Below are 21,518 nucleotides of genomic sequence, written 5' to 3'. Positions count from 1 at the left end.
GATATTCGAAATATTGCTAAAGAATATTCGCAGCAGGCATCGCTAGATCAATGCTATTAGAGTTTTTATTTTCATTTAAGCTAAAACTGACTGCCTCTTTTGCATGAATGGCGGTTGTATCAAATAAAGGAACCGAGAATTTAAGCTCACCAATCAACATACAAATTTCGGTACAACCCAAGATAATTCCTTCTACACCTTCAGCTATGAGCGCCTCTACAATAGTCTCGTATTTTTGCCTTGAATCGGGGTTAATCACACCTAAACAAAGTTCTTCATAAATAATACGATGTACTATCTTTCGGTCGGCTTCATTTGGAATAATCACATCAATTCCATGATCCTGTAATCGAGCTTTATAAAAATCTTGCTCCATTGTAAAAGCTGTCCCCAAGAGTGCGACTTTACCAATGTCTTGACTCACAATTTCTTTTGCTGTCGCATCGGCAATGTGTATAAAAGGAACCATAATAGCATCCTCAATCTGCGGTGCAATTTTATGCATGGTATTGGTACACACCAAAATACAATCAGCCCCTGCCTTTTCTAAATTTTGTGCTTGCTCAGCTAAATACGCGCCAGCTTCTTGCCATAAACCCTTCGCTTGCAAAGCTGCTATTTCTTCAAAATCGACACTATTAATAATGACCTTAGCAGAGTGTAATTTTCCTAATTTATGATGAACCATTTTATTGATTTGCTGATAATAAAGTGCTGTAGACTCCCAACTCATTCCGCCTAATAAGCCGATTGTTTTCATTATTGAATCCTTCTATTTATACAAAACTTATCTATATCTCTTATGAGTAAAGTGCAGCTAGAATAAAATTGCTTTATTAAATTTTTTCTAGCTTCTCCTATTTATTAATATAAAAAGCTGTGGAGTCCAGAGAAATTTCTAAGTTGAATAGACCTAATTGATAAAATTTCCAAAACATAAAACACCCTAATAAAACCCAAATCATAAAACATAAGAATTCACGCAAACTTCACGACTAGCTCTTTAATTTAATCTTATAAAGTTGGCTCGGATATAGACATGAAAATTATAACTACAGCCCTAGGGCTGATTACCTTGGTAGGTTTAACAGCGTGTAAAAGTGTGCCTAGCTACTCGGGCGACTACGCCAAAGCCGAACAAAAAATTACTGGAATAGAATTAAATGACCAACAGGCGTTAGATATCGGCAATCGTTTTGTTGCCGCATTTAATACGCTTGGCACCCCTTCTTTTGTGAATAACGCGAGTCATCTTTACGCTGATCAACTTTATATCAACGATACACTCTCACAGTTCTCTCAGAAAAAAGATCTGATTAAGCATTTTGAAGGTATGAATGTCCGAGTGAGTAATGTCACTGTAAAACTCATTAGTGCAACTCATCACCAAGATACAGCCTACATTCATTGGTACATGACCTATGACTTTAAAATGCTAGGTCGCTCAAAAACTATGGCTTCTTATGGAATTAGTCAAATTAAGATTAATGACCAACAAAAAATTATTTTCCAGCAAGATTATTGGGACCCAGCGAATGGCCTTTACCGTTCTTTACCCATATTCGGAGGAGTATATAAATGGGTATTACCGTTCAAAAAAGTCGAATCTTGATATTTCTGGGAATCTTAATCGTATCTCAAGCGAATGCGGCTGAACTAAAAAAATGCAGTTCAGCGCCTTTAATGGTGACGAGCAAAAAGGTTGGAAATGTCAGTTACTTTGCTGAAGATTGCCTAAAAAATTGGCAGAGCCAAAGCATCAAAATGGATTTTAGCTATAACCGCGATATTCCCGAGTGGGCATTTAAACGCGCAGCAACCCACTTTTTGAAGAAAAATGTTAGCGGCTTTGATGCAAAATCTCCACTTAATCATATTAATGAACTTTATAGACCCATCAAAAATGGAGACTTATATAGTTTGTATTATCAGCACGAAAATCAAAAACTAGAACTCAAATTAAACCAGAAGCTACTCGGTTCTTTAAACAATCCGAATGCAAATCAATATTTTAAAATCTGGTTTGGTAGCGAACCATTTAATGCTAAATTAAAACAACAATTATTAAATTAATGGCTTAATAAAATCTTATGGGTAATCATTTTATCCTCATGGTTGAGGACCATTTCGAACTTGCAGCAACGGTCTGCGAATTTCTTGAAGTGCATGGTTATGTCGTCGATCATGCACGTAATTTAGATGCTGCACGGACTCTTCTTAAATCTCAGCATTATCATCTTTTGCTGCTCGATATAAATTTGCCCGATGGCTCTGGTTATGACCTGTGCAACTGGCTACGCACCGAACAAGGTGTTGATATTCCCGTTCTTATGCTAACAGCAAGAGATACTTTAGATGATAAACTTAAAGGCTTTACTGCTGGCACAGATGATTATTTGGTAAAACCTTTTGATTTTAATGAATTAGTGATGCGGATTCGTGCATTAATAAAAAGAGCAGCTGGTGAAGTTACTCATCATAAAATTCAAATTCATGACTTAATTCTTGATAGTGCAACTCAAACTGTGGTTCGTGCCGGAAATAATATTGAGTTACCCCCTATTCAATTTAAACTATTAAAAATTTTGATGCGTCAGTCTCCTAAAGTAGTGACAAAACAAGAACTGATGATGGAGCTATGGGGCGACGAAGAACCTGAAAGTGATGCGTTACGAAGTCATATCTATAACTTAAGAAAAATGGTTGATAAACCTTTTGACCCTAAACTATTACACACAGTAGCAGGTGTCGGTTTAAAAATTGCTTTAGATAGTTCTACAAGTTAACTCAAATAGACCACAACAATTAAGCCCGTGGTCGGTTCCAAATCGAGTTCAGGATGGGTAGTTAAATAGTATTGTCGATCAAATAACTCGACTCGCCATCCTAATTGTTTGCAAAGCTTTTGCACCAATTGCAAACCAATTCCATGGCCTTTAGCCTTTAGCGAGAGTTGTGAATCGCTGAGCTCTTGTACTTTCACATCGTTAGGTAAAGAAATTCCAATTCCATTATCTGCAATAATTAGGCTGTTTTTTTGTTGAATGATGTCGATTTGTGAGCCTTGAGAATAGTTCAGCGCATTACGTAAAATATTGCTTAACACCATTTGTGTCATAGAGGGATATAACCAACGCGGCTGTTCAGAAAGATCGGGTTGAATATGAATATGTATGCCCTTACTCTCGCTGACCGCATCTAAACTTTCGACTAAATCCTTCACAATTCTGGATAAAAAATTCTTTTCAGATGGTAAACTTTTTACTGTATTACGTGCGATTGCCAGTAAGGTATCGACTAATAACTGCATATCCTCAATTGTATTATGAAGCCGAACTAAGGCTTTATCCTCTCCATATTTCGCCTGACACAGTTGCACATTGCCCTTTAAGATTGTGAGCGGAGTTCGTAACTCATGACTCACATCTCCAGTAAACTCCCTTTCGCGTCGAATAAAATCGCTTAAAACCTGATGATATTTTTCCAAGGCTTGTTTGAGATATTCTGCTTCCATATTGCCATTGGTATTAATATCTCTAAAAGGAGAAGCTTGAGTGTCTTGATGTGCCCAATCAATATTTTCTAAGGCATTCGCTAAACGCGTAATTGGGGAAAAATAGCGTCTTGCTCTTCGGTTTGACCACCATAAAAAACTATATAAAACAGATAAACTGAACATGAGTGGAGCAAGTCCAAATAACCAGATCAGCTTATTGACATTACTTTCGCCAAATACTAATAGAACATGCTGACCGTTATGCTCACCATAGACCGTCATCCGTTCTTTACCATCAACAAATACTCGGTGCACACCACTTTCTAAACGCATGTCTTTAAAAGGTTGAGGTGCGACCTCTGTGTTCCACCGATATCCATATAAATTTTTGGTATCTGGTAAATCTGCATTTGGATTACGCTCGATTCGTAACCAGTAATGTTCCATTTCCTGCTCTAAAGCAGTTTTAAGTAAAGAACCTTTAATAACCCAAGCACTACAAGCCAACCCGACCACGATCGATAATGCAATCAGACCAATCTGCAACCAATAATATCGATTGAACATTTGGGCTAATGGATGACTCGCTTTGCCATCGTTTCGAGTTTTTATCATATCTTTATCGCCGGGATAGGCTGTAGAAATTACAATGATCTCTTTCTAAATAAAAAGTGACCAATTACCCATTCTTGTCCTTGCTCAAAACCAAACAGCTCAGCACAAGCCATGAAGAAAATACGCCAACGTTGCCACCAAATATTGGCATCTTTTCCATAGATTTTTTTAAACAGAGGCTTCAATTCAACTTCTTGATTATCCATATTATCAAGCCAAGCATTTGCAGTTCTCATGTAGTGCTCACCCGACCACTGCCACTGTTGAGCCAATTCTAAATGCTCTTGAAAATGCAAAAAAGTTGACGTCGCAGGCATTAAACCGCCAGTAAAGAAATACTTGGACATCCAATCATAATCTGATTTTACTTCAAAAGGATAATGTAAAAAGCGATGGCAAAAAATATGACACCAAAGTAGCCCATCTGCCTTCAACCATCCCTGAATTTTCTCAAAAAGACGTTGATAGTTACGAACGTGTTCAAACATTTCAACCGATACAACCCGATCAAATTGATCTTGGTCTAATTCGAGCACATTCACATCACATGTGACCACTTCAATATTGTTTAAACCCTTCAACTTTGCTTGCCCAAGAATATGCTTTTTCTGGGTTGCAGAGTTTGAAACAGCAGTAATCTGTGAGCGCGGATAGTTTTCTGCCATCCACAAGGTTAAAGAACCCCAGCCACAGCCTAACTCTAAAATGTGTTGGCCATTTTTAAGTTGTGCTCTTTCACAATAAAGCTGAAGTGCGAGCTCTTCCGCCTCATCTAAAGTTGTTGTTTTAGTCGGAAAATAACATGCACTATATTTAAGTCTTTTTCCAAGCACCGCCTGAAAAAACTCGGTCGGCAATTCATAGTGCTGCTCGTTTGCCTTGTCCGTTTCCACAGCAATTTCGCTCTTCTTCAGCATATTAAGCACATCCATGTATCGCTGCGCCCCTTGTTCAGGGTCATAACGGCCTTCTTGAATTAAGCGTTTTTTGCTTAAAGCACGGATTGCAGCTCGAATTGCATGATCTGGAAGTACACCACTTTCAACAATTTTCAAAGACTGATGAACAATAAAATCCATATGCGCACCTATTTTTTGGGTTTTCGCGGAATAAACATTGATGTTTTTTGCTGATAATCACGATAATTTTGACCGCGACTTTTAATTGCTTGTTTTTCACTAAATGGAATACCCGTGACGTAATATAAAAACAGCCACATCAGTAACGGATAAATCCACAATAAATATTGGCCTGCCGCTAAACCAATGATTGGATAGGCAAACCAATGTAACCATTCAAAAAAATAATTGGGGTGACGTGAATAACGCCATAAACCCTGATCCATGGTTTTCCCATGATGATCTGGATTTAATTTAAAGCGATATAATTGCTGATCAGCGATCTGCTCTCCAATAAAGGCAATCGCCATGATGACGGCTGCAATCACTAAAGTGACTTTATATCCACTACTCCATTCAGTTGCTTCTACATTGAGTAGCGTCCACATTGGTAAGAAGAACAAAAGCACTAAAAGTGTTTGAAAGATAAAAAATAAGAAGAAGCCAAAATGCTGAAACTTTCCCATGGCCTGACGCATGTTTGCATAGCGACCATCTTCTTTTTGTTCAGATTGATAACGTCTTAACAGATGCCAAAATAATCTTAGAAACCATAAGCCGCTAAAAATACCAATAAACAGACGCACTTCAACAGGAGCAACTGAAATGAGTAAAGAAGACACAATAATGTTTACTGCCAGACAAAAACTCCATGCGGCATCTACAATTCCAGCTCGGCCATTTAGAGTAGCAAGTAGCCAGCTCAGCAACATGATCATTAAATCTAGAATCAGTAAATTCCAAAACATCAGCAGTCTCCCTACTTGAGCTGTTTGAGTTAGTAACTAGCACTCTCAAACAACAAGTGAACATTGCTTATCACGCCTTCTTTAAAACCACCCTCGCAATAACATAAATAGAAATCCCACATGCGAATGAAGTTTTCATCGAAACCCAGAGCCAATACTTCTTCTCGTGCGGTTAAAAACCGTGCTCGCCAGTGATGAATTGTTTGTGCATAACTTAAACCGATATCATTTAAATGCTTTAGCCTTAAACCACTCTCAGAGGCTGTTTGAGTCAATACACTCGCGCTAGGAATAAAGCTACCAGGGAAGATATACCTCTTAATATAATCAACTGTATTTAATGCTTTTTTATAACGGAAATCTTCAATGGTTATGGCTTGAATAAAGGCTAGACCTTTGGGTTTTAATAGTGCTTTACACTGATCAAAGTATGTCGATAAATATTGCGCACCAACGGCCTCAACCATTTCAATTGAAACTAGCTTATCGAACTTTCCTTCTAGCAAGCGGTAATCTTTGAGTTGCACATCAATTCGATGTGCCAAGCCTGCTTCATTTACACGAGTCACGGCTTCATCGTATTGAGCTTGTGAAATGGTAATGGTGGTCACTCTACAGCCGTAATGTTGAGCCGCATAAATAGCAAAACCGCCCCAACCACTTCCGATTTCAACCAAATGATCCAATGGCTTTAAATCTAACTTTTTACAGATGAGCTCTTTTTTTAAATCAGATGCGTCTTCGAGTGTCATATTTTCATTTTCAAAAAATGCGCTCGAATACATTAAAGATGGATCTAGAAATAATTTAAAAAAGTCATTGCTTAAGTCGTAATGCTCAGCAATATTTTTACGGCTACCGCTTAAAGAATTCTTTCTATTTTTATACCAAGCTTTAAGAAAAAGCTGACTTGCTTGTGCAATAACATTCTGGTTGAACTGGTCCAATACGTCTCGATTACGTGCCAAGATCTGAACCAACTCTACAAGTTGCTCGCTACTCCAGTCACCACGGATATAGCCTTCTGCTGCCCCTAAAACTCCATTTTTTAAAATCAGATCCATCAGTAGAGGATTGCGAACTTCAATCACTGCATGTAAGTCTGAAACCTCGCCAACCGTACCACTCCACGCGCCCTGAAAAGTAATCTGTCCATGACGTAATTTAAGAAGACTCTTGAGCAGTAACGGTAGTGAGTCATCTTCACCATAAAGAAATGTTTTTATCATGTCTTATCTACCTTGATCTTTTTAGGATGACGATAAAATGGAACTTTTTTTCGCCACAACTTAAATGCCTCTAAATATATTGAAAACAACATTTTAAAAGGGGCCAGGCTGTTCATAAGAGCATATCGATACTGCTGTGAAGGAAATGTGATGGGCACAAGTTCAAACCGCATAGTTGCATCAAACACTTGTTTTTGCTCTTCAAAGAGCTGCATGTGAATGACATTTTGCTGATCTGAAAAACTAAACCGCCAGTGGTAAGTCAACTGCATGGGCATGAACGGCGAAACATGAAATGATTTTTCAAAATGAAAATCAAAACTCTGATAATCACCCATATTTTTTTGTTGTTTTGAGCAGTCGTGTATGTAAACTTTTCTTTCATTCCAAGGGGTGTTGGTAATTTCACTGACAATAAATACGGGTTTTCCGGTTTTATTTAAAACAAAATAAAATACGACCGAGTTAAACCTAAAACCTAAACAACGAGGTAAAGCCAAGACTCTGATTTGCCAGTCTGGCCGAAGATGTGAGTTGTTATTTTGCAGTATCGCTTTCTCGACTCGATCCTTTATAGAACCCCGATACATGTTTAAAAAATCTTTTTCAGATAGTGTTAGTACATTCCAATGATCGGTCGACCAAAGTGAACAATCTTTTGTAATATCATCTAATTGATCTGGATCGAACCATAAATAATTTAAGGTCGATGTAAACTCATGCTGTTTCGGGCTATAGCGTCTGTGACGAATAAGTGCAGGAGCGATAGCAAGTTTATTTAATAACATTTGAAAGCTCCTTACCTATTTTTATAACGCTAAGAGTTGCTCTACAACACGTGCTGCACTGCGGGCACCATCTTCGTGAAAGCCCCAGCCCCAATACGCTCCACAAAATGAAGTCCGATTCTGTCCATTAATTTCTTGCCAACGAGATTGAGCTTGAATTGCTTTTGCATCAAATACAGGATGACGATATTTACGCTCAACCAAGATGTCTTCAGCTTTAATTTTCATATTCGGATTTAACGTAGAAAAAATCTGAGTAGCGCAGGATAAATTCTGCAAATTGTTCATCCAGTAGGTAAAACCATAATGTATGTCGGATACTTCGTTTTGAACTTGAGATGCAGAAGTTACATGGACATGCCAGCTTGCCCACTGCAAACGGCTTTTAGGCATAATTGAAAGATCACGGTGAACCACCATGTGATTATCTTGATAGATAAATTGACTTAATATTTCCTGTTCAAGTTCTGACACATCTTTAATTAAACTTAGGCTATCGTCCGCATGGCTTGCGAAAATCACCCAGTCATATTCGGCTTGCCCTTCAGTCGTTTCGATAAACACAGTTTCTTGTGAACGGCTCACACCTTTTACTTCTGCAAATTTCCACTCAATGGATGGGCAATTCTTTTGAATAGCACGAATATAGCTTGCTGAGCCGTGTTTAACCGTTTGCCATTGTGGCCGCTCTTTTAGCTGTAACATGCGGTGATGTTGAAAAAAGCTCACCACAAATCGATATGGAATTTGTCCTACTTGCTCAACAGGTGCCGACCATAAAGCGCCGCACATCGGATAAAGATGCTCATAACGGAACTCATAACTATATTTGTGGAGGTCTAAATATTCTTCAATCGATAAATTAGGATCAATATCTGCAACATCTATATCTTTATTATCATCATAAAAACGCAGCAAATCTGAGAGCATTTGCAGAAATTTACGATTTAAAAAGTTCTGCGGACGGGCAAAGAGTGACCATTTTTTTGAAGGATTGTATTGAAGTCCACTCACCAGATTATTTACCGAAAAACTCATATCGCTACTTTGAGTTTCTACGCCTAATTTTTTAAGCATGTCGGTAAATAACGGATAGTTGTAGTCATTAAATACGATAAAACCACTATCTACCGCAACTTTATCGCCCTCTATATCCAGCTCATGAGTGTCAGAATGACCACCAAAATAGTTATTTTTTTCATATACGGTAACTTGATGTTGTTTTGACAATTTCCATGCAGCATAAAGTCCCGATATACCCGAACCCAGAATGGCAATTTTCATAACACTTCCCCATTTTCAATTTTTTCTATCGGTAGATCTTTAATCTTTTTATATTGATAAACCTTCGCTGGTACTGGCTTTAACCCCCATACCAAACCCAATAAAGACATCAGTTTGAGCACATAAAAGCTAATATCAATCTGCCACCAATAAAAGCCTTGACGCACACTGCCTGAGTAAAAGTGATGGTTGTTGTGCCATCCTTCACCCAAGGTAATTAAAGAAAGTAAAAAGTTATTACGGCTGTCATCTGGAGTATTAAACTCTCGTGAACCATAACGATGCGCGAGTGAATTAATACATAAGGTTGCATGCGTTAATAGAACGGTAGAAATCACAAATCCCCACACCAAAAGCTGTAAACCATTGGTTCCCAACTCAGGGAAATGTTGCGCAAGCCACGAACCAAAACCATAAATTGCCAAAGCTGTAAAAATCACAATAGGCAAACTAAATCGGTCAAGCCAAATCAGCTCAGGATATTTCAACCAGTCTTTAATCACTTTTTTTCGAGTAGCAAAATTCTGCTCATTTAAAAACCAGCCTACATGCGAATACCAGAAGCCTGCTTTCGCTGAATGCGGGTCCTGATCGGTGTCGGTAAAGTGATGGTGATAACGGTGATGTGCTGCCCACCATAACGGCCCACGCTGTGCACTCATGGTTCCGATCAGTATAAAAATGAATTGAACAATACGTGATGTTTGAAAAGTTTTATGTGAAAGATAGCGGTGAAAAAAAGCAGTAATTGCAAACATGCGAAGAAAGTAAAACCCCAGCATGAAGACAACTGCAAACCAAGATACGCCCACCCAAAACACAGTTAAACAAGCGATATGCAATAAAATAAAAGGAATTATTCTTAACCATTGAATGTTCTTTTCAATGACATATTCGCCAGAAGTATCCACTTGCGCATTTTCTGAATCTGACCAGCTATCGATCCAGCGCAGAAAAAATTTAGACATTGATTCTTCCTGATCTAAAGCATTTCTTTTGGTTCTAATTTAGAAAATGCGCAATGAATTTTATGTGAAGTTCACTCGGTTACGAGATAAATATATGCATCTACGCAACCAGCACTTCGCTATTTAGTCTGTGTGGTCTTAACAAGTTTAGAAACGTCGTAGCCATAGCTTTTTGCGGTTTGCAGATAAGACTGATATGTCGCCTCATCAATTTGAGGACCACGAGAAAGAATCCATAAATATTTCTGGCTTGGGCCACCCACTAAAGCGACCTGATAATCTTGGTCAACTCTTAAAACCCAGTAATCGCCTTTTGTAAAAGGAATCCATCTTAGGCCAGAAGGTAAAAAGCTCACTTTTAATTTACTGTTGCCTTCATTTTGCGAATAAGCAACGCCTTCAGATGAAATCATTTTGCCATCTTTGTTGGTACAACTATTTAAAACACCAACGGTTTTGTCTGCGTTAATGGAATAGTTTGCAGTTGTATTTGCTACACAATTACGCTGAAAAAACATAGGTAAATGCGCAATCTCATACCACTTACCTGCGTATTTATTAATATCGATAGAATCAACAGCGACAGGTTTAGTGGTCGTGTCTGCATAAGTACTCAAAGGAAGGATTAAGCTGGCCGCTGCAAGACTACTGCTGATGACAAGTGACTTAAATAATAATTTCATGACTACCCTCTTCTGTTTATTTCATACGTTTAAACATACGCCAGAGGGCTGTGAACAAAGTGTGAATTTTAAAAATTAAGGAACATTAATAAGGATTTAATTGTATTTATTTGGAGCATCTACAACTAGAAAATCAAGCTCAAAGCACACACCTTCGACCGTGTTATAAACTCGATAGAGGCCATGATGTAGATCCATAATTGAAGCAACAATAGAGAGACCTAATCCACCTGTCTGGTTCTCATCACTTCGACTTGAGTGGCATTGGTAAAATCTTTCAAAGACATATTCGAGTTGATGTTCAGCAATTGAAACCCCACCCGTTACCACTGTCAGGCTGACCCATTGCCTATGCTCACTCATCTTATGCTTAGTGGCGATATAAATAGTTCGCTTGTCACCACCATGTACCAGCGCATTTAAAATGAGATTGTAAACGGCTCTTTGAAATAACTCTGGATCTGCAAATAACTTCTGGGCTTCTAAGTTGAAACTAAAATAATATTCTTGTTCCTCGGCCTGATATTCAAAAATCTGGCATAGGCTATCTATAACATCTTGGAGGTTTATTTCTTGTTTGTTTACAAGAACCATTTTTTGATCGGCTCTTGCTAAAAAAAGCATGCTATCAATCATGCGTTTTAATCTGTGGTAATCATCCAAATGAGACACCAGCAAATCTTCATATTGCTCAACTGAGCGTTCGCCAGTTAAAGCAATCTCGGTTTGCCCAATCAGATTATTTAAAGGCGTACGGAACTCATGAGCAATATCCTCAGAAAAGCGGTTGAGCTGCGTATAACCCTTTTCAATACGCTCAAGCATGTGGTTAATATCTTTTGAAAGTAGCTCAACTTCTAAAGGTGAATTTGAGAGGTTTAATCGTTTCTGTAGCTGATTTACGTTAATAGAATGAGTTTGCTTACGAAGTTGTTGTAGCGACCTTAAACCTAGGTGACACGCTAAAATGCAAAGCAAAAAGATTGAAAACACGCCCCCGACCACATACATCAAGAGACTTTCTTGAAAAGGTAAAAGAATATTGATGCGTTCCGACCACTGTTTACCTGCAATGAGTAGATAAGGCTCGTTATTAATTTTTATGGTTTTCCAAGCAATTCGTGTTGGATATGAGTTGTTAACTAAATCTTGAAATTGAAGGCTGTCGCGCTGTGCAAGTTTAGGCAGTTGAATGCGAAGTGGATTGATATTAATTAAAGTTGAGTCTTTATGAATAAGCAGAAACAAGTTGTCTTGGTTGCCAAGCATGTTTTGATACAGCTTAGGCCGCGCAATGATTTGCTCTACATTTTCACTATCTTGCAGCAAAATTTCCAAACGGTTAATTCTGTCTGCTAAAGCTTTATCTTGCTGCTTTAATAAAATCTGGTTAATGCCTAAATAGGTCATAAAGCCGACTGAACATAAAATTAAGGCAGAACAAAGCGTGACCAATAATGTAATACGGACTTCAAGAGAACGCAGAAATTTAAAGTTCATAAGCTAACCGAAATTTTATAGCCCAAGCCACGGATGGTATGAATGAGTTTTAACTCATATCCTTCATCAATTTTGCTTCGTAAACGGCGTACTGCAACGTCAATAAAGTTGGTATCGGTGTCAAAGTTAATATTCCAAACTTCGGAACCAATTTGTCTGCGCGTCACGATTTGTTCTTTGTTGAGCAACATGTAACGCAACAAATTAAATTCGGTCTTACTCAGCTCAATTAAGTTGCCACTACGCCATACTTTATGAGCGACCACATCCATTTTTAAATCGCTAATAGACAACTCGTTTTCTTGCAGATATTGCTGTCTTCTTAACAGACTTTTAATACGTGCCAACAGTTCAATATAGGAAAATGGTTTAGCCAAGTAATCGTCTGCACCCAACTCCAAACCTTTCACTCTATCCATTACCTGATCTTTTGCCGTTAAGAAAATCACTGGAATTTTTGAAAACTGGCGTAGTACTTGTAATACGCTCCAACCGTCTATGTCCGGCAACATCACATCAAGAATAAGCAAGTCATATTGATCTCTCTTTAGTATTTCCAAACCTTGAAGCCCTAAGTGAACACACTCCGCTTGATATCCAGACTCTTTTAATCCTTTGACCAAATAAGTGGCGATCTTGATCTCGTCTTCAATAATAAGGATACGCATTTTGTAGAGACTCATTTGAAAGATGACAACTTTGTAATGTGATTGTCACGCTTGAAGTTAAGCAATTTGTTTAAGATTTTCAAAGCGACATAGAGGCAATCATTATGAAAAAATTGAACTGGCTGATGTTAACAGTCGTGCTATTTGGTAATAGTACTTTTGCACAGCCCCCTGCTTTGAATCAAGTTTATTCGTTAGATCTAAAAACTGCCCACCTGCTAGCCGACAGTGCGAAAGAGGCATGCAAAAAATTAAATCAAAACATTGCGGTCGTTGTTGTAGATCGCGGTGGTAATCCTTTAACTGCCGAACGGCATGAGCTGGTGGGCCCGCATAACTTAATGGCTGCCGAGAAAAAAGCCTATACCGCTTTATCTACCAAAACATCAACCTTGGTTTTAAGCCAAAACAGTAACCAAAACCCCGATGCAAAAAATCTAACCACCGTAGCAAGTTTACTTTTGTTAGGGGGCGGCGTACCTGTTCGTTTTGAGAACCAAGTGATCGGAGCGATTGGGGTTGCGGGTGCTGGCGGCGCACAAAATGACAACCAATGCGCAAACAAAGCCATTGAAACCGTTTTTCATTCATAAGGAGTTCAACATGCCTAAATCATTTATTGCTTTATCTTCGTTATTTATTACTTCGGCTACATTTGCACAAACTAATCCGCTAAGTGTGCATGTATTAAATCTAGAGACGGGTTTGCCCTCTTCTCAGGTTGAAGTGGTTTTAGAAAAAAACACCAATAACCAGTGGGTTAAACTTAACCAGCAAGTAACCGATTCAAATGGCCGTATTACTGCGCTCTATCCAGAAAATAAAAAACTAGAGCAAGGAGTTTATAAAGTTACCTTTAAAACTGAAGACTGGTTTAAAAAGAATAAACAACAAACTTTTTTTGCCGAAGTACCTGTAATTTTTAAAGTAGATGGAAGCGTAAACCACTACCATATTCCGTTATTACTGAGCCCTTACGGTTACTCAACCTATCGAGGCAATTAAAATAAAAAAGCCTTTATCTGTTTTTTGACAGATAAAGGCTTCTGTTCAAAGTTTTATTAGGAACAAACACCGTTACTAATAACTGATTTTTTATTCGAATCGAGCGCAACAATTGAAGCAGACACTGTGTTAATAATTTGAGTCATCGCTTCACTTGAAGCATTCACAATCGCATCCATCTTTTTAGCTTTTTGATCAATCGGCTGTTTAAAAGCAATTCGACAATTTAACTGAGACCCTGCATTGGTAATAACTTTTGGATTAGAAGACTCTAACTGAGTAGGCGGTATTTGACGCTTCACCACCCAAGACACCGCAACGTTAATATTGCTTTTATCTACAATATCAAAATGAGAAAAGTCTGTAGAAACTCGATATAAAGGCTGATTATTTCCAGCAAGCCCGCTGCTATAACTGTCAATTGCCCCTAATTTTTGTTGCAGACCCGCCGACAGAGTATCGCGTAATTGTGTACTCATGGTCGATGTCCAACGCTCATTGTTTAACACCGTAGACTTACCACTACTGTCTTGGAGCACCAAAGGCGCACGGTCTAAACGGTCTGGCAGTCCAACTGGTAAAACTTCAATGACTCGAATACTCGAGCTAACTGCCGGAGTAATTTTAGGACTAATCGTATAGTAGTTCGGCGTTGGCGAACTCGAACATGCCGTCATGGCAACTGCCGTTAAAAACAGGCCGCTCCCAAGCAGCCCTTTGGCTGCTTTAGGATGTTGAAAAGATAGAGTGTTTTTATTTTTCATCATCAGCCTCTGGTGTCTTACCTCGAATAATTGATTCAGGATGTTGCTCAATATAATCTGACATTAACTGTAATGAAGCTGCCGCACGTGTCATTTGCTGCAATGCTTTACGTACGTCTTGTTGCAACGGCGCATCGCTCGACAAAATAGACTCAGATGACCTTACAGTTTTACGAACATCGTCTAAAGTTGCTTGTAAACCAGGTGCAACTTTGCCATCTAACTGCTTAACCAGCTTGTCGGTAGACTCAATCGCTGTGTTCATATTGTTAAGCGTTTTACGCACATCTTGCCCAATTTCAACTAACGGGAATTTCGTTAACTTGTCAGCAATCTGAGAAACTTGAGCTTGTAAGCCACTCAATTCGGTTGGTGTAGTTGGCATCACCACACGGTTATCACCTAAGATTTGTAATGTCGCAGGTTTGGCTTTAGGGAACTTGTCTAGGGCAATATAGTTTTGACCCGTGAGAAGGTTGCCTGTTCGCATTTGAGCACGCCATCCATGTTCAACAAAATCTTTGAAAATTTCACTGTTTGGATTAAGCGCCTGACCATTTTCAACACGTGAAGGATAGATAACCGCCTCAACACGCATACGAATCTGTTTATAGTGGTCATAAAACTCGGCATTAATTGATTTAACATTACCAATTTCAATACCCATGAAATCAATTGGCGCACCAACAGAAAGCCCACGCAATGAATGATCAAAATACATAATCACGCCACGAGGTTGCCCGTCAGGCTCTTTTAATGCCTCAGATTTTGAGTCCCAAAGATTAAAGCGACTCTGATTCGCTGCCATAGTGGCATGCGAGCTTTCAGGATATCCGAAAGCAATACCACCAGCGACAATACTTGCCAGAGATTGAGTATCTAAATTAAAGCCTGAAGCATTTAAGGTCACATCAATACCACTCGCTTGCCAAAAACGCGCATCGGTGGTTACAAACTTGTCATACGGCGCACGGATAAAAGTTTGCAGTTCTACATTCTTACCATCATTGGATAATTTATAGGCTGTAATTTGCCCCACATTAATTCGACGATAATAAATTGGAGAGCCTACGTCTAACGATCCCAAATCATTTGCATTTAAGAAAAAGATTTTCCCAGGTACATCCGAAGATATCACTGGCGGTACTTCTAGCCCTGTAAATTCAAGCTTTTGCTCTTGTGATTTGCCTCCATCCACTTCAATATATGCACCTGACAATAATGTGTCTATTCCTGAAACCCCACTCGTCCCAATACGCGGTCGCACGACCCAAAATCGTGAATCTTTTGCTGCAAAGTTACTTGCCCCTTTGCGCAAATCAATTCTTGCAATAATGTGTGAACGGTCATCTGAAAGATCAATCTGTCGTACTACACCAATATCCACCTGTTTATAACGGACTGTTGTTTTACCAGCAACCAACCCTTCTGCTGTCCGAAAAGACACATCAATGGTAGGGCCATGAGACAGTAACGCTTTTACAGCTAATGACAGCGCGATTAAAAGAGCAATTAATGGAATAAGCCAGATTAATAAAGGCTTCCATCGACTTTTCTTTTCTTGGGGTTCTGGTAAATCATTCATGCTATCCAGTTCAACATCCGGATCACGATGATCTGAGTTACCAGTGGTTATTTCATTTTCAGACATACTCATTGTTCTTTTATTGACTGGGATTAATAGGATCATTATTCAACGGCGGATGTTCTGCCTGAATAACTGTTGTTTTTTCAGAAGCAAAAAAAGAAGGTTTGTTTGTATTTTGAGATGTATAGAAATTATCCCAAATAATACGTGGGTCAAAGCTTAAGGATGCGAACATGGTTAACACCACAACCGCGCCAAAAGCAATCGAACCCGGCCCTGCTAAAATTGTAGCAAGCGATTGAATCTGAATGAGTGCTGTTAAAAGTGCTACCACAAAAACATCAATCATCGACCAACGTCCGATAAACTCTACAATTCGATATAACTTAACGCATTGCTCTGGTAAGAACTTCCAACCTGCCGATTTCTGTAGATATACCGCAAATAATAAAAAATACAAAATAAATAGTTTCAGCATCGGAATAAAAATACTGGCCATGAAAATGACGACTGAAACCAGATAGTCTCCACTTTGCCAAAAGTAAATTACCCCACTCATGATGGTATCTTGCTGGCTACCCAAAAGTGAGTCAGTCACCGTCATTGGAAGTACATTGGCCGGAATATAGAGAATGGTTGCAGCTACCACTAAAGCAAAAGTTCGATTTAAACTCGCTGGCTTACGTGAATGCAATACACTCTTACACCGAGTACAGCGTAAGACTTGATGGCTTTTGTCTTGTCGTTTTTTTCCATTTTTAGAAGAATTTACGACACCACAGCAGTGACACACAATTAATGAGAGATCTTTGGCTCTTGGGTATTGTTTAAAGTCCAACCCATGGTGCGAACTTTTTGTTTGAGTCACATTTTTTATCGTTTTCATGGCAGTGACCTATCAATTTCGTTCCATATATCACTCACCTTTATGGAAGTAATATAGACCAACAATATGCTTAAAACTGCGAATGCCCATAAAGCAATCTCGGGAATCACTAACACCATTCCCATTAATTTCACAAGCGTAACCAAAATTCCAATTAAGAACACCTCAACCATTCCCCACACTCTCATAAAGAAAAGTGTGCGTAAGGCAATCACTAAAAACGTTGGGCGTTTCTTCAATACGCTTACCGTACCCAGTACATAGGAAAGTAATAGAAGATAAGAAAGCGGCACAATAAAGGTAGTGATTAAGATGAGTACGCCAACGAAAGCCCGATCGTAATGAAACATCACCCAAACTGCGCCAAGTAAGGTGGTTTCAGATGTATTTCCTTGTAGTTCAATTTTTACAATGGGAAAGCTATTCGCAATAACAAATACAATTAAGGCGGTTAAGATCAAAGCCAACAATGTCGAAAAAGGTTTGGTGTGCCGATAAAGTTCAGCACCGCAGCATACGCAATAAGCTCTTTTTCCATAAGCAAGCGGGCTTCTACGATAGACAGTATCGCACTCCTCACAACCTGCTAATTCTTTAAGCTTCATAGTTATACTCTGAAATTTATAGTTTGTATTACTTTCTTCAACGAGCTTGTTTTACCTAAAACGATGACTTACTACACGCAAATATCATTCCGAAATTTAACTTATATCATTGGTATATCAACTTTCAAGTTAAGAAATATTGTGTACGCGCAAAATCCACTAAGTCTTTTGGATAGAACTCATGATCACGGTATAAATCATCATCTATTTCTAACAACCATGTCACTGCTGCCGCTTCCCATGACCAATAGCCGTAATACGTAAAACCATCATTTAAGTCTGTTTGAGGATGTTGATCATGATAAGGTTCTCTACGGCTTGCTTCATACCAGCTTTCTAAATATTGCAGCATTAACGCTGGGCGTTGCTCAGGTGCAGCATTAAACACCTTGATTAACTTTCGATAAGGTAAATGTCGTCTGGCTTCATCTGGCGGAGTTCCGCGGTCTGCTACAAATGGAGCAATCAGACGCTCAATTAAGCCATCTTTCTCTTGCCCTTCTGGTGTAGCTCCAACATAGTCAATAATCAGCATAATCCGGTACATTTGGTCTGCATAGCCCGTTAACAAACCAAAACAGATCAAACGTAAAGCAATATACCAGTAGTCCTCTGTACCTAAACTGATATGCCAAACATAACGCCCATCAGCATCAGGACTTAAATTATATAAATGACTGGTTTCAGCATATTCTTCAGTCCAGTGCAGTAAGTAAGGATAAAGCTCTTTAATAAAGCTAATATCCCCACCAGCAGAATACTGCAAAGACATTAAATTCAGTGCATCTTTTAAACGCTGATGACCTGCGGCAATATATCCACCAAACTTCTTTTCGTTTTTATAATTACAGAAACCATCTGTAACCGAATACAATCCATTTAGAAATATATCAAACCTTTCAAGATATATATCTTCAGGCAACAAAGTATCTCGATATAAATGCGTATCCTGTATCTCCAATTCTTGCCATCTTTGCCAATCTATTTCTTGATCATTGACTGTTATCGACATTCTTAACGCTCCAGCATTTCATTTGGCATTACAAATTCTAAAGTAATCGCATGTGAGGTCACGGTAAGGGTAGATTTTGTTTTATAAATTCCTTACAAATAAAAATGCCCTTTCGGGCATTCTTTTATTCATCACCATTAAACTGCCAGTAAACTTCTCCCCAATCAGTTACTAACTGAGGAAAAGCATCGCCTTGTTTAAAGTAAGCTCTCGAATTAGGTTTCACAACTGTATACCAATATCCAGTCCTAGGACATTTCTCATTTGCACTTACAGTTAAAGATATTTTTTTATATTCTTTGTTATCTGGATGATCAAGAATCTTCCAAGAATTTCCATCATATCTACCTATAACTTTATTCGTAAAAATCCATAATGTATTTTCAGTAGAATCTACTTTAAACACAAGAGTATTATCTATTTCCTCATGAATATTCACTTTAGTAATTTCATTTTCATGGAATTTATATAAGCCACATGCTGAACCTATATAAAGCACATCATTAAATTCAGTTAAAGAATAAAAATCATCTTTTATACTTAAGTTTGTTTTCCGACTAAGAGTAGCATCATTATTAATTTCTATTAAATTCCCATATGTTCCACATGCAATTAATTTTCCATCTTTTTTCGGAATAACTGAATATAATGTAGCAGGTGTAAATATTTTCAATATATTCCATTGCTTGCCATCATAATTAGCAATTAGTCCATTATCTCCGATACGACCTACACAAAAATAATTACCATTTATTTCACATATATCGATAACAGAAATATCATCCTCATTTTCAAGAGATTCAAAATCTAGTATTTGATTATTACTAAGGCTTAGACCATTTGATAAGTCAAACCAGTTAAATTCGTTAATATAAACTTGTCCATCATAGTCACAAGCAAATAACTTGTTATTTTGAAATTTTATTGTGGAAAGATAACCACGATCTTTGCTCCACTCTTGATTTAAACCAGCTCCATCTATGTGTTTAAAATTACTATCTTCACCATCAAACTCTTCAATTTCACCTTCATCACTTAATGCTATTAACTTTTTATTATTTTCAACATTATAAAAACATACATCAACTACAATAAAATTAACATCATGATAATACCATCCCTCTCCATTCTCTTCAGTATAATCGTACATAAACAATCGACTAAATTGTTGATTGTCATCAAAGTTATCCAGTGAGCTTGTTACATACACCATATCATCTGAGATAGCATATGCTGCATTAAAAGTAATAGGTGTTTTTTTCATATTGCAATAACTTCACTTATTTTCACAATTTTGCAAGGAAATACAAAATAGAATAAAGAAAAGCCCTAACGGGCTTTAATCATTCTTTCCTAGACCTTGTTCATCCACAAATTTTCCGATATCGAGCATCATTCGTGGTGTATCAAGAGAAGCTAAAAACTCTAACAAGCTAGTTCAAAATTAAATATTTTCATTATGTTTTATATAGATGCCCTTTCGGGCAATCTATTAATCTTCACCATCCCAGTACCAATACACTTCACCCCAGTCCGTTTCTGAAAGGATAGGCAATATGGCACCTTGCGTAAAATAAAGTCGTGTATCAGGTTTAGCTGGAGTAATCCAATGACCTGTTTTAATACAAGCTTCACCACCTTTTACTTTTATAAGTTCTGGCTGTTTCTCTTCTTGAACTACATTTGATTGTGAACGCGCAAAATCAACTAAGTCTTTTGGATAGAACTCGTGATCACGGTATAAAGCATCATCTATTTCTAACAGCCAAGTCACCGCGGCTGCTTCCCATGACCAATAACCATAATAGCTAACGCCCGATCTAAGATCAGTTTGTGGATGTTGATCATGATAAGGCTCTCTACGACTCGCCTCATACCAGCTTTCTAAATATTGCAATATTAAAGCGGGGCGTTGCTCAGGTGCAGCATTAAACACCTTGATTAACTTTCGATAAGGCAAATGTCTTCTGGCTTCATCTGGTGGAGTGCCACGGTCTGCTACAAATGGAGCAATCAGACGCTCAATTAAACCATCTTTTTCCTGCCCTTCAGGTGTGGCTTCAACATAGTCAATAATCGGCATAATACGTGCCATTTGGTCTGCATAACCAGTCAACAAGCCAAAACAAATCAAACGTAAAGCAACATACCAGTAGTCTTCAGTTCCTAAACTGATATGCCAGACATAACGTCCACCTGCATCAGGACTTAGATTATATAAATGACTGGTTTCAGCATATTCTTCAGTCCAATGGAGTAAGTAAGGATAAAGCTCTTTAATAAAGCCAATATCCCCACCCGCCGAATATTGCAAAGACATCAAATCTAAAGCATCTCTTAAACGTTGATGACCCGCAGCAATGTATCCACCAAACTTCTTTCCATTTTTATAATTGCTAAAGCCATCAGTAACTGAATACAATCCATTTACAAGCTCATCAAAGTTTTCATGATAATCCTGTTTTAATAAATGATTATCTCTAAAATTGCTCTCATCAGTAATTTCCAAGTCTAGCCATTTTTGCCAATCTATTTCTTGATCATTGACTGTTATTGACAT

The 21,518-nt window shown here is 38.1% G+C and carries 22 protein-coding genes and 3 pseudogenes; 5 read left to right on the top strand and 20 right to left on the bottom strand.

Annotated elements, in window-relative coordinates; translation table 11 throughout:
• Nucleotides 1-16: 16 nt before the first annotated feature.
• A complete protein-coding gene (locus WA249_RS14915) occupies nt 17-760 on the bottom strand; it encodes an aspartate/glutamate racemase family protein (RefSeq protein WP_336169832.1) in 744 nt (247 codons plus the stop codon).
• A 279-nt stretch (nt 761-1,039) separates the two neighbouring features.
• Here WA249_RS14915 and WA249_RS14910 point away from each other — a divergent pair, with 279 nt between their 5' ends.
• Genes WA249_RS14910 through WA249_RS14900 form a run of 3 tightly spaced genes read left to right on the top strand, consistent with a single transcriptional unit; the run spans nt 1,040 to nt 2,786 of the window.
• Nucleotides 1,040-1,612, top strand: a complete 573-nt coding sequence (locus WA249_RS14910; RefSeq protein ID WP_336169831.1) for a nuclear transport factor 2 family protein — start codon at nt 1,040-1,042, stop codon at nt 1,610-1,612.
• Nucleotides 1,579-2,073: a chalcone isomerase family protein gene (locus WA249_RS14905; protein ID WP_336169829.1), complete on the top strand. Its 495-nt coding sequence runs from the start codon at nt 1,579-1,581 to the stop codon at nt 2,071-2,073. The genes WA249_RS14910 and WA249_RS14905 overlap by 34 nt, the downstream gene beginning before the upstream one ends.
• A 17-nt stretch (nt 2,074-2,090) precedes the next feature.
• On the top strand, nt 2,091-2,786 hold the full coding sequence (locus WA249_RS14900) for a response regulator transcription factor (RefSeq protein WP_336169827.1): 696 nt from the start codon (nt 2,091-2,093) through the stop codon (nt 2,784-2,786).
• Here the strand turns inward: WA249_RS14900 and WA249_RS14895 are convergent.
• From WA249_RS14895 to WA249_RS14850, 10 genes are all read right to left on the bottom strand, one after another.
• Entirely contained in the window at nt 2,783-4,111 is a 1,329-nt protein-coding gene (locus tag WA249_RS14895; protein WP_336169826.1) for a sensor histidine kinase, read from the bottom strand. The two genes, WA249_RS14900 and WA249_RS14895, sit on opposite strands and share 4 nt — an antisense overlap.
• Nucleotides 4,112-4,140: 29 nt before the next feature.
• Nucleotides 4,141-5,190 (bottom strand): SAM-dependent methyltransferase, encoded by a 1,050-nt coding sequence (locus WA249_RS14890; protein WP_336169825.1) that lies wholly within the window; start codon nt 5,188-5,190, stop codon nt 4,141-4,143.
• An 8-nt stretch (nt 5,191-5,198) separates the two neighbouring features.
• Nucleotides 5,199-5,978 (bottom strand): DUF1295 domain-containing protein, encoded by a 780-nt coding sequence (locus WA249_RS14885; protein WP_336169824.1) that lies wholly within the window; start codon nt 5,976-5,978, stop codon nt 5,199-5,201.
• A 29-nt stretch (nt 5,979-6,007) separates the two neighbouring features.
• Entirely contained in the window at nt 6,008-7,207 is a 1,200-nt protein-coding gene (locus WA249_RS14880; RefSeq protein ID WP_336169823.1) for a cyclopropane-fatty-acyl-phospholipid synthase family protein, read from the bottom strand.
• Nucleotides 7,204-7,995 carry a DUF1365 domain-containing protein gene (locus tag WA249_RS14875; RefSeq protein WP_336169821.1) on the bottom strand — a complete coding sequence of 264 codons (792 nt, stop codon included), beginning with the start codon at nt 7,993-7,995 and terminating at the stop codon, nt 7,204-7,206. The genes WA249_RS14880 and WA249_RS14875 overlap by 4 nt, the downstream gene beginning before the upstream one ends.
• 21 nt (nt 7,996-8,016) lie before the next feature.
• Nucleotides 8,017-9,279, bottom strand: coding sequence for an NAD(P)/FAD-dependent oxidoreductase (locus tag WA249_RS14870; RefSeq protein WP_336169819.1), 1,263 nt, complete (start codon nt 9,277-9,279; stop codon nt 8,017-8,019).
• A complete protein-coding gene (locus WA249_RS14865) occupies nt 9,276-10,247 on the bottom strand; it encodes an acyl-CoA desaturase (RefSeq protein WP_336169817.1) in 972 nt (323 codons plus the stop codon). The genes WA249_RS14870 and WA249_RS14865 overlap by 4 nt, the downstream gene beginning before the upstream one ends.
• Nucleotides 10,248-10,366: 119 nt before the next feature.
• Entirely contained in the window at nt 10,367-10,930 is a 564-nt protein-coding gene (locus WA249_RS14860) for a lipocalin family protein (RefSeq protein ID WP_336169816.1), read from the bottom strand.
• Between the two features lie 96 nt (nt 10,931-11,026).
• Complete coding sequence (locus tag WA249_RS14855) at nt 11,027-12,430, bottom strand: heavy metal sensor histidine kinase (protein WP_336169814.1); 1,404 nt, start codon at nt 12,428-12,430, stop codon at nt 11,027-11,029.
• Nucleotides 12,427-13,098, bottom strand: coding sequence for a heavy metal response regulator transcription factor (locus WA249_RS14850; protein ID WP_336169813.1), 672 nt, complete (start codon nt 13,096-13,098; stop codon nt 12,427-12,429). The genes WA249_RS14855 and WA249_RS14850 overlap by 4 nt, the downstream gene beginning before the upstream one ends.
• A 125-nt stretch (nt 13,099-13,223) precedes the next feature.
• Between WA249_RS14850 and WA249_RS14845 the strand changes: the two genes are divergently transcribed.
• Both WA249_RS14845 and uraH read left to right on the top strand, forming a co-directional pair.
• Nucleotides 13,224-13,691, top strand: coding sequence for a GlcG/HbpS family heme-binding protein (locus WA249_RS14845; RefSeq protein WP_336169916.1), 468 nt, complete (start codon nt 13,224-13,226; stop codon nt 13,689-13,691).
• A gap of 10 nt (nt 13,692-13,701) precedes the next feature.
• Entirely contained in the window at nt 13,702-14,103 is a 402-nt protein-coding gene (gene uraH, locus WA249_RS14840; protein ID WP_336169812.1) for a hydroxyisourate hydrolase, read from the top strand.
• A gap of 56 nt (nt 14,104-14,159) precedes the next feature.
• Here the strand turns inward: uraH and WA249_RS14835 are convergent, their stop codons facing one another.
• The 9 genes and pseudogenes from WA249_RS14835 to WA249_RS14800 all read right to left on the bottom strand — a co-directional run bounded on the left by WA249_RS14835 (nt 14,160) and on the right by WA249_RS14800 (nt 21,518).
• Entirely contained in the window at nt 14,160-14,867 is a 708-nt protein-coding gene (locus tag WA249_RS14835) for a PqiC family protein (protein WP_336169811.1), read from the bottom strand.
• Entirely contained in the window at nt 14,857-16,524 is a 1,668-nt protein-coding gene (locus tag WA249_RS14830) for a PqiB family protein (RefSeq protein ID WP_336169810.1), read from the bottom strand. The genes WA249_RS14835 and WA249_RS14830 overlap by 11 nt, the downstream gene beginning before the upstream one ends.
• 7 nt (nt 16,525-16,531) lie before the next feature.
• Nucleotides 16,532-17,341, bottom strand: a complete 810-nt coding sequence (locus WA249_RS14825) for a paraquat-inducible protein A (RefSeq protein WP_336169809.1) — start codon at nt 17,339-17,341, stop codon at nt 16,532-16,534.
• On the bottom strand, nt 17,338-17,946 hold the full coding sequence (locus WA249_RS14820; RefSeq protein WP_336169807.1) for a paraquat-inducible protein A: 609 nt from the start codon (nt 17,944-17,946) through the stop codon (nt 17,338-17,340). The genes WA249_RS14825 and WA249_RS14820 overlap by 4 nt, the downstream gene beginning before the upstream one ends.
• A 136-nt stretch (nt 17,947-18,082) precedes the next feature.
• Nucleotides 18,083-18,958: pseudogene (locus tag WA249_RS14815) on the bottom strand (PoNe immunity protein domain-containing protein); the annotation flags it as partial.
• Between the two features lie 2 nt (nt 18,959-18,960).
• A pseudogene (locus tag WA249_RS18965) lies at nt 18,961-19,050 on the bottom strand (hypothetical protein); the annotation flags it as partial.
• Nucleotides 19,051-19,082: 32 nt separating this feature from the next.
• Nucleotides 19,083-20,222 carry a hypothetical protein gene (locus WA249_RS14810; RefSeq protein ID WP_336169805.1) on the bottom strand — a complete coding sequence of 380 codons (1,140 nt, stop codon included), beginning with the start codon at nt 20,220-20,222 and terminating at the stop codon, nt 19,083-19,085.
• A 75-nt stretch (nt 20,223-20,297) separates the two neighbouring features.
• Nucleotides 20,298-20,393 (bottom strand): annotated as a pseudogene (locus WA249_RS14805) (GAD-like domain-containing protein); the annotation flags it as partial.
• A 57-nt stretch (nt 20,394-20,450) separates the two neighbouring features.
• Nucleotides 20,451-21,518 (bottom strand): PoNe immunity protein domain-containing protein, encoded by a 1,068-nt coding sequence (locus WA249_RS14800; RefSeq protein ID WP_336169804.1) that lies wholly within the window; start codon nt 21,516-21,518, stop codon nt 20,451-20,453.

The sequence above is a fragment of the Acinetobacter sp. 161(2023) genome, from assembly GCF_037027805.1.
In the GTDB taxonomy this organism is placed as follows: Bacteria; Pseudomonadota; Gammaproteobacteria; order Pseudomonadales; family Moraxellaceae; genus Acinetobacter.
This window is presented reverse-complemented; position numbering and strand designations above follow the sequence as displayed.

Excerpts from the sequence above, each read along its gene's own strand:
- WA249_RS14915 (WP_336169832.1), bottom strand. The coding sequence starts at position 760 with ATGAAAACAATCGGCTTATTAGGCGGAATGAGTTGGGAGTCTACAGCA.
- WA249_RS14910 (WP_336169831.1), top strand. The coding sequence starts at position 1,040 with ATGAAAATTATAACTACAGCCCTAGGGCTGATTACCTTGGTAGGTTTA.
- WA249_RS14905 (WP_336169829.1), top strand. The coding sequence starts at position 1,579 with ATGGGTATTACCGTTCAAAAAAGTCGAATCTTGATATTTCTGGGAATC.
- WA249_RS14900 (WP_336169827.1), top strand. The coding sequence starts at position 2,091 with ATGGGTAATCATTTTATCCTCATGGTTGAGGACCATTTCGAACTTGCA.
- WA249_RS14895 (WP_336169826.1), bottom strand. The coding sequence starts at position 4,111 with ATGATAAAAACTCGAAACGATGGCAAAGCGAGTCATCCATTAGCCCAA.
- WA249_RS14890 (WP_336169825.1), bottom strand. The coding sequence starts at position 5,190 with ATGGATTTTATTGTTCATCAGTCTTTGAAAATTGTTGAAAGTGGTGTA.
- WA249_RS14885 (WP_336169824.1), bottom strand. The coding sequence starts at position 5,978 with ATGTTTTGGAATTTACTGATTCTAGATTTAATGATCATGTTGCTGAGC.
- WA249_RS14880 (WP_336169823.1), bottom strand. The coding sequence starts at position 7,207 with ATGATAAAAACATTTCTTTATGGTGAAGATGACTCACTACCGTTACTG.
- WA249_RS14875 (WP_336169821.1), bottom strand. The coding sequence starts at position 7,995 with ATGTTATTAAATAAACTTGCTATCGCTCCTGCACTTATTCGTCACAGA.
- WA249_RS14870 (WP_336169819.1), bottom strand. The coding sequence starts at position 9,279 with ATGAAAATTGCCATTCTGGGTTCGGGTATATCGGGACTTTATGCTGCA.
- WA249_RS14865 (WP_336169817.1), bottom strand. The coding sequence starts at position 10,247 with ATGTCTAAATTTTTTCTGCGCTGGATCGATAGCTGGTCAGATTCAGAA.
- WA249_RS14860 (WP_336169816.1), bottom strand. The coding sequence starts at position 10,930 with ATGAAATTATTATTTAAGTCACTTGTCATCAGCAGTAGTCTTGCAGCG.
- WA249_RS14855 (WP_336169814.1), bottom strand. The coding sequence starts at position 12,430 with ATGAACTTTAAATTTCTGCGTTCTCTTGAAGTCCGTATTACATTATTG.
- WA249_RS14850 (WP_336169813.1), bottom strand. The coding sequence starts at position 13,098 with ATGCGTATCCTTATTATTGAAGACGAGATCAAGATCGCCACTTATTTG.
- WA249_RS14845 (WP_336169916.1), top strand. The coding sequence starts at position 13,224 with ATGTTAACAGTCGTGCTATTTGGTAATAGTACTTTTGCACAGCCCCCT.
- uraH (WP_336169812.1), top strand. The coding sequence starts at position 13,702 with ATGCCTAAATCATTTATTGCTTTATCTTCGTTATTTATTACTTCGGCT.
- WA249_RS14835 (WP_336169811.1), bottom strand. The coding sequence starts at position 14,867 with ATGAAAAATAAAAACACTCTATCTTTTCAACATCCTAAAGCAGCCAAA.
- WA249_RS14830 (WP_336169810.1), bottom strand. The coding sequence starts at position 16,524 with ATGAGTATGTCTGAAAATGAAATAACCACTGGTAACTCAGATCATCGT.
- WA249_RS14825 (WP_336169809.1), bottom strand. The coding sequence starts at position 17,341 with ATGAAAACGATAAAAAATGTGACTCAAACAAAAAGTTCGCACCATGGG.
- WA249_RS14820 (WP_336169807.1), bottom strand. The coding sequence starts at position 17,946 with ATGAAGCTTAAAGAATTAGCAGGTTGTGAGGAGTGCGATACTGTCTAT.
- WA249_RS14810 (WP_336169805.1), bottom strand. The coding sequence starts at position 20,222 with ATGAAAAAAACACCTATTACTTTTAATGCAGCATATGCTATCTCAGAT.
- WA249_RS14800 (WP_336169804.1), bottom strand. The coding sequence starts at position 21,518 with ATGTCAATAACAGTCAATGATCAAGAAATAGATTGGCAAAAATGGCTA.